Here is a 7,193-nt window from a genome sequence, read left to right on the forward strand (position 1 = left end):
CAAACCGGAAGACGTACAAAAGCAGTATGCCCTGATCGGCAATTCGTTTTACCTGCTGAAATGGGACGACGGTAAACTGGTGATGTCGGCTGAGACAGGGAACGTCGTCGGGATGCTGCGGGTTCAGGAAAAGCAGACTCAGTATCCCTATGGATTTAATTACGGATATGAATATGGGGATCAAACACCTGTGAGCGTACGCTACACGCAGATGTTCGATCTACTTCTCTCTCGCAGCATGAGTGTCAGCCGTACTTCCGACGCAGAACAGTATCGACTTCCACCCGGTCTCGTTCGAGTCTTTCTCTATGCCCGAATTCCGCCGGAATTCGGCATTCAAAATCCACTGCTCGGAAAGCAGGAAGGTTGGGTCCTCTACTGCATCGACCTGACGGCTACCGAGGAAAGTGTCATTCCAGCCGTCGGTCCCGTATCAGAATAATCTTCAAATTCTTCAGCTGAGTTCTTATCAGTCTCACTCACGACAACGCCGAAAGCCCCTCACATGAGCAATTCGACGAACGGCAGTGCAACGCGTCCGGTCATTGAAGTCGATGATGTCGTCCACTCTTACAAAGGACGACGTGCTCTAGACCATGTCAGCTTCAAAGTGATGCCGCAGTCGCTGCATGGATTTGTCGGGCCCAACGGTGCCGGAAAGACGACGTCGCTGAAGATCATCTGCACCCTGCTCCGGCCGCAGTTCGGAATTGTGAAAGTCTTCGGGCACGACGTCGTCGATGAACAGAAACTGGTCCGTCGTAAAATCGGGTTCATGCCGGATCACTTCAGTACGTACCGGCAGATGACCGTGTACGAGTATCTCGATTTCTTCGCTGCTGCCTACGGTTTACCCTTTGCTCAGCGGACGCAGGTCATTGATGAAGTTCTCGCCTTGACCGATATGGAAAAGCGAAAGAACGATCTGATCAGTGGCCTGTCTCGGGGGATGCAGCAGCGGACAAGCCTGGCACGCGTATTGGTCAATGACCCGGAACTGTTGTTGCTCGACGAACCAGCTTCCGGACTCGATCCACGTGCCCGCATCGAACTCATGGAAATCCTGAAGGCACTGAGGTCGATGGGAAAAACGATCTTCATCAGCTCTCACATTCTGCCCGAGTTGGCCGAGCTGTGTGACTCTGTGACGATCATCGACAAGGGCAAGGTGATGTACAGCGGTTCGATGAGCGGCTTGCAGACTTCGTCCAACGAGTATCCGACCTGGCGTGTCACGCTGGATTCTGAAGTCGAGGGAATCGCCGAGCGGATCATGGGACTGCCCGGGATTATCAGTGTTGACCAGGTGGAGGGACGACCTGATTATCGCGTTGCTTACGACTGGACGGTGACCGACCGCAACAGTCTGCTACGGGGAATCCTGGACCTGGGGGCCCCGATTACTGCGTTTACAGAAGACAAACGGCATCTCAACGATGCGTTTATGGATTTGACTACAAAAGGGGTTAAATAGCTCGTGGTGAAAGGCGAGACACCTCTCGCGCTCTGTTCTCTGGATTGCGCAACGCGTTTTAGCGGTTTGGTGCTGCTCGATTTCCCAACTCGGCGTCCAGGAGCGATCGTGGCTTATGCCGTTCCTTCGTCATCGTGGATCCAACGTGAAACCCCGCTCATGCCAGTTTGACCTGCCGACTCCTGAATTCGTCCCATCGTGTTGAACCGGATCATTCATTTTACCCGAGTCGTTCTATGTACTATGGCGTAGTGGCGCTGCTGACTCGAGCTTTAAGGCAGGATGCGCGGCAGTTTCGAAATCATCTGTTCCGACTCGCCTTTGTTGGCTTTATTTATCTGTCCCTGTTGATCGCCGGAATTCAGAGCTTTGTTCTGGGGGCACCCGGACTAAGGTTCTTTGAAAATATTGCGTGGCTGAATTTGTTCTTTATCACCTGCGCAGGAATTGGCTTCTTCTCGTCTGCAATCACAGAAGAAAAGGAAGAAGAGACCATCGGTTTGCTGCAAATGGCTGGATTGAACCATATCGGCATATTGCTCGGCAAATCGACCAGCCGACTGATTCAGGTCCTGCTGCTGCTGGTCGTGCAGTTTCCATTTATGTTGCTGGCGGTCACGCTGGGGGGGGTGACGACGCACCAGCTTTTTGCCGCGTACGTGGACATGATGGCGTACACGGTTCTTCTTGCGAATGTGGCTTTGGTCTGCTCGGTCTGCTTCAAACGCGGGGGCAGTGCAGCCGGAGCGACCACGTTGTTGATGATTCTCTATGCCGTCGTTCCAGGAATTGCATCCTTGGGACTACGGGACCTGCTCGCGAGTGGCTGGACGAAATCGGAATGGTGGAAATCGGCGATCCTCACGACGCTCGAATGGCTGCAGAGTTCGAGCGTGTTTTTTGAGATCAATTCCGTCCTGCAGACAGGTTTTGATCAGCCGATCCTGACAAAGCAGGTCATCTCGAACGTCGTTGCGGGCATTTTCTTTTTCGGCCTGGCCTGGTTATTGTTCGGGCCCTGTGTGCAAAACGCGGATGCGAGCGGTGACTCACGCGGTGCCGTATTGAAATCGACATCGCGAGTCCGGTTTCTCAGTGCCGGGCGTGCCTGGATAAATCCACTCAGTTGGAAGGATTTTCATTTTATCGGCGGCGGGACTTCGCACCTGATTGTGAAGTTCATGGCATATGTGGGCTTACTGATTCTGATCGCAGCCATTTCGCAGTCTCCGGGAAACTGGCTGGGACTGAGTTTGGCAGAATTTCCTTCAGTGTACTTCTCGATCATGCTTGGCGCACTGATTCTTGAAGCGAGCATCTTGGCATCGCGCGTGTTCCATGACGAGATTCGCCTGCAGACAATGTCATCGTTGCTGATGTTGCCTCGATCCATCCCCTACATTGCCTACTCAAAAGTGGCGGGGTGCATCATCGGATTGGCTCCGGCCGCAATTTGTCTCGTCGCCGCAACGCTCCTGTTGCCTGACTTTCAGCCTCGCGATTTGGGGAACTTGCTGGCCGAGCCCGCCTTCTGGGGGGGTATCATGATTGTCCTGGTTTTTCTGCATCTCGTCGCGCTGCTGAGCCTCTTCGTGAAATGGGGGTCGCTTCCCCTCGCCTTTTTCCTGATGGGACCGATTTCCTTCTGTTGCCCAATCTGGCAAGTGGTGTTCATTTTCAGTCAACAAGTCACGAACGATTTCTGGGGTAAGCTTCCAGCGACGATGACCGTCTGGGTGCTGATCGGGCTGATTTGCTTCGTCTTTCAGATGATGATTGCAGCACGATTGCAGGAACTCGGGACGAAATGACTCTGGACACCATTGCCGGTGTCAAAGTTGGCTGGCAGCGTGTGGGCTCTGCGGTATCATGCAGTTGGATTTGACCGACCCGAATTCTGATTCGCTGTTCCTGTTGCCCACCGGAATCGACTATGTCCCAAATCGACAGTCTGCATCGGCAGCACCTCTTGTCCCGACGAGACGTATTAAGTCGAGCGGGAGCAGGCTTTGGTGCGATAGCGCTGGCCGGGATGTTTGCGGAGGAACAGAACCTTCTCGGGGCCCCTGCATCACCGCTCCTTTTGCCTCACAAAGCAGGAACCGCACGGAACGTGATTTTCCTGTTTATGGACGGGGGGCCAAGTCATCTCGATACGTTTGATCCGAAGCCCCTCGTGAATGAGTATGCGGGAAAGCCTCTGCCCCCTTCGATTAAACGCGTGATCACTCCCATGGGGGTCACCGAGAACGGTCTGCTCGCCTCCAAAAGAACCTGGAAAAATTGCGGACAAAGCGGCCTGCCGGTTTCTGACTGGTATCCCCGCGTCGGTGAATGGATGGACGATATCTGCGTGATTCGGTCCTGTACTTCGGACGCATTGAATCACGTGGGGGGCGTGACTCAGATGAACACCGGCAGTATTCTCGGCGGGCGTCCGAGTCTGGGGGCCTGGGTCCACTATGGATTGGGTTCCGAGAATCGCAATCTCCCGGGGTATGTTGTGCTTCTGGACGGCGACCGAGAACCCCCCGGAGGAAACCGGGTGTGGGGAGCAGGATTTATGTCCGCAGGGCACCAGGGGACCAAGTTCCTGCCTGGCGACCACCCCATCCTGCATCTGAGTTCTCCCGCAGAGATCAGCGACCTTCGCCAACGACGGAAACTCGATTACATCAATCAGATCAACAGAGACCATCTGGCTCGTCGCCCAGGTGATAGTGAGCTCGAGGCTCGCATTGCTTCCTATGAACTTGCCTTTCAGATGCAGGCCCATGCCCCGGAAGCGGTGAATCTCGCCGAAGAGTCCCAAGCCACCCACGAGGCCTATGGACTCAATCAGAAGCGGACACAAGCCTTCGGCAAGAACTGTCTACTGGCAAGACGGCTGATCGAACGGGGCGTCCGCTTCGTTCAGGTCTATTCGGGTTCGGGCAGTCGGTGGGACGCTCATGCGAAGATCGAGCAGAACCATACCGAACTTTGCGGCGCGACAGATCAACCGATTGCCGCACTTCTTCAAGACCTCAAGCAGCGCGGACTTCTCGAAGAAACCCTGGTCGTGTGGGGAGGAGAATTCGGGCGGACGCCGATGAGTGAAAAGGGGGATGGACGTGATCATAACCCCTATGGCTTCACAATGTGGCTGGCAGGGGGAGGGGTCAAAGGGGGACAGATTATCGGAGCGACGGACGATTTCGGAATGCACGCTGTTTCACGTCCCGTCCACGTGCATAGTCTTCACGCCACAATTCTGGCAGCATTAGGACTGGATCACACAGAGGTGATCTATCGGCTACAGGGGAGGCCGGAACGTCCGACGGTTAACGAGGGTGAAGTCATCGATGAAGTCTTCGGCTGAGCAAGTTTTGATGAGGAGACAAATTGATGTCGCTTCGGTTTGTCGCCGATGATCGGGCGGGCCTGCGGATCGATCGGCGTGAATGGTTGCGAATCGGAGGTCTTGCGGGGCTCGGATGCGGAGTCGCATCGTCACTGAGTCAGCAATCCGCTTTCTCCGCTGACTCGGCCCGTGTACTATCCCGCCCCGACGGGTTTGGGCGAGCCAAGTCGGTCGTCGTGCTCTATGCGAGTGGAGGACAGAGTCAGCTTGAGACCTGGGATCCCAAACCGGACGCACCTGAGCAGATCCGAGGCGAGTTTTCCTCCATAGCGACCTCGGTCTCCGGCGTTCGGCTTTGTGAATATCTGCCGCGAATGGCTCGACTCGCGGATCAGTACACAATCATCCGGTCGATGTCGCATGATGACCTCGACCACGGTTCCGCCATTTATCTGTCGTTGACCGGTCAGTTTCACCCGCAAAAGTCTTCGAACTTTCCTCCCCGACCTGAGGACGCTCCTTCCCTGGGGGCGATCCTTCACCGAGTTCGTCCCACTTCCCAATTCCCGTATTCGGCCATTGATCTGAATGGGCCCGTTCTGATTCCTGATCTTCCTTCCCCCGGTCAGGATGGTGGATTTCTCGGGCGGACCTACGAACCGCTCATGGTGGGTGATGTCACGGCCCCCTCTGCGATTTTGAACGGATTGGAACCACTTCCCAAGCTTCCAACGATCCGGCAATCTGCCAGAAGCTCGCTGCTGGCCACGATCGATCGGGCTCGCGATCAACTGGAGAATCATCGTTCGACCAGAGCGATGAGCGAGCTTTACCGCCAGGCCTACACGCTGCTGGCAAACCCGAAATGTCGGCTTGCATTTGATCTGACACAAGAGCCTGAAGCGGTGCGAAACCGTTACGGTCGTTTTCGGTCGGGCCAGGCCTGCCTGCTGGCTCGGCGTCTGGTCGAGGCAGAAGTGCCGTTGATTACGGTGTTCCTCAACGAGAGTATTCGAGGTCAGGATAATGAATTCGGCGTCACTGACGCTTATGGCTGGGACACGCACAATGACATTTTCGACTCAATGAAAGCTCATCTGCTTCCCCGGTTCGATTTTTCTGTCTCAGCCTTGCTTGAGGATCTGCAAACCCGTGGATTACTCGACACGACTCTGGTCGTTTGCATGGGCGAGTTTGGGCGAGCACCCCGAGTCGCGGTGGAGCCCAATTTCAAAGGAAGTTCGCCAGGTCGCAAGCACTGGGCCGCAGTTTACTCAATCATGCTGGCCGGGGCCGGAGTGGGTAAAGGGCACGTCATCGGGGCATCTGATCGAATCGGAGCCTATCCCGAATCGTCCCCTGTGTCCCCCGGCGATGTTGCCGCGACCATTTTTTCCTCACTGGGAATCGACCCTGCCGGACACTACAACGATCCGACCGGACGGCCAATTCCGCTCGCAACGGGACGTCCGGTGTCAGAGCTTTACCATTAGTGTCGCCTGACAATGTGTACCGGCTCGAAATTCTCAGAACGGTATCAACGGAAGCCTGGCGAGAACGCGGGCTCCTCTTTCGTCCGTCCGGCGTCTTCGAACTTAGGCCTTCGGTCTGGTAAGCCAACTGAGCCCGCAACTGAGAAAATAGAGCGGAATCCCCGCAAGAAACGGAACTGCGATCAGGGAGAGCAGTGGTCCCGCATAAGTGGCGGCGGAGTAGAGTCCAAATACGCATGTCGCACAAAACAGTAACGGGCATAGAGGAAACAACGGCGCAGTAAAGGGGCGAGACCTGTCCCGGTCAATCCGTCTCAGAATGAAATAGGCTATTCCGGTGCTGAGAAAGAAGAGCCAGAAGATCGGGGCTGATGCGGCAAACAGCGTATCGAATCCTCCATAGTACGAATCCCACGGCACGGGTTGCAGGTGAAGTTTCGTCAGAACAGCATCGATTATTGAACGCCCCTGATGAGTCCCCACGGCGAGGATCATGATGACCGTCACGATGCCTTGCGCCAGAAGTGACCAGACTGGTGCGTTTGTGCGAGCCGACCAGCGTCCCAGGAGTGAAAACAACGCATGATCGGCCCCAACGACCGCGTGCACGCGTGAGACAGCGAGAATCAATCCATTCAATCCACCCAGCGCCGATATCATGACCAGCAGACTCATGGCACGGCCCGCGTTGGCTCCCAGTGCTGCCGCGAGCGCATCTGCAGCAGGCTTTTGAGAATTTCTCAGTCCTTCGAACCCCAGCGCCTGTAAGTACGCCATGTTCACGAGGACGTAGACTGTTGTGATCAGTCCTAATCCATAAAGCAGTGCGAGCGGAATATTGCGTGATCGGTTGCGAACTTCTGCAGTGACGAACGCGGCATCA

At 55.4% G+C, this 7,193-nt stretch carries 6 protein-coding genes; 5 read left to right on the forward strand and 1 reads right to left on the reverse strand.

The window, feature by feature from the left end; all coding sequences use genetic code 11:
- The 5 genes from VGE80_RS13455 to VGE80_RS13475 form a co-directional block, all read left to right on the forward strand.
- Positions 1-442, forward strand: a 442-nt coding sequence (locus VGE80_RS13455) for a hypothetical protein (RefSeq protein ID WP_440593032.1), incomplete at its 5' end; no start/stop codon positions are given.
- A 63-nt stretch (positions 443-505) separates the two neighbouring features.
- Entirely contained in the window at positions 506-1,474 is a 969-nt protein-coding gene (locus tag VGE80_RS13460; RefSeq protein WP_440593033.1) for an ABC transporter ATP-binding protein, read from the forward strand.
- Between the two features lie 236 nt (positions 1,475-1,710).
- Positions 1,711-3,285, forward strand: coding sequence for a hypothetical protein (locus VGE80_RS13465; protein ID WP_440593034.1), 1,575 nt, complete (start codon positions 1,711-1,713; stop codon positions 3,283-3,285).
- 122 nt (positions 3,286-3,407) lie between these two features.
- A complete protein-coding gene (locus VGE80_RS13470) occupies positions 3,408-4,835 on the forward strand; it encodes a DUF1501 domain-containing protein (RefSeq protein ID WP_440593035.1) in 1,428 nt (475 codons plus the stop codon).
- A gap of 26 nt (positions 4,836-4,861) precedes the next feature.
- Positions 4,862-6,310: a DUF1501 domain-containing protein gene (locus tag VGE80_RS13475; RefSeq protein WP_440593036.1), complete on the forward strand. Its 1,449-nt coding sequence runs from the start codon at positions 4,862-4,864 to the stop codon at positions 6,308-6,310.
- A 102-nt stretch (positions 6,311-6,412) separates the two neighbouring features.
- Here the strand turns inward: VGE80_RS13475 and VGE80_RS13480 are convergent.
- Positions 6,413-7,193, reverse strand: a 781-nt coding sequence (locus tag VGE80_RS13480) for an APC family permease (RefSeq protein WP_440593037.1), incomplete at its 5' end; no start/stop codon positions are given.

Source organism: Schlesneria sp., from assembly GCF_036405755.1.
Classification (GTDB): domain Bacteria; phylum Planctomycetota; class Planctomycetia; order Planctomycetales; family Planctomycetaceae; genus Schlesneria; species Schlesneria sphaerica.

Bases quoted from the DNA above. Each gene is read 5' to 3' on its own strand.
- VGE80_RS13460 (WP_440593033.1), top strand. From the start codon at position 506: ATGAGCAATTCGACGAACGGCAGTGCAACGCGTCCGGTCATTGAAGTC.
- VGE80_RS13465 (WP_440593034.1), top strand. From the start codon at position 1,711: ATGTACTATGGCGTAGTGGCGCTGCTGACTCGAGCTTTAAGGCAGGAT.
- VGE80_RS13470 (WP_440593035.1), top strand. From the start codon at position 3,408: ATGTCCCAAATCGACAGTCTGCATCGGCAGCACCTCTTGTCCCGACGA.
- VGE80_RS13475 (WP_440593036.1), top strand. From the start codon at position 4,862: ATGTCGCTTCGGTTTGTCGCCGATGATCGGGCGGGCCTGCGGATCGAT.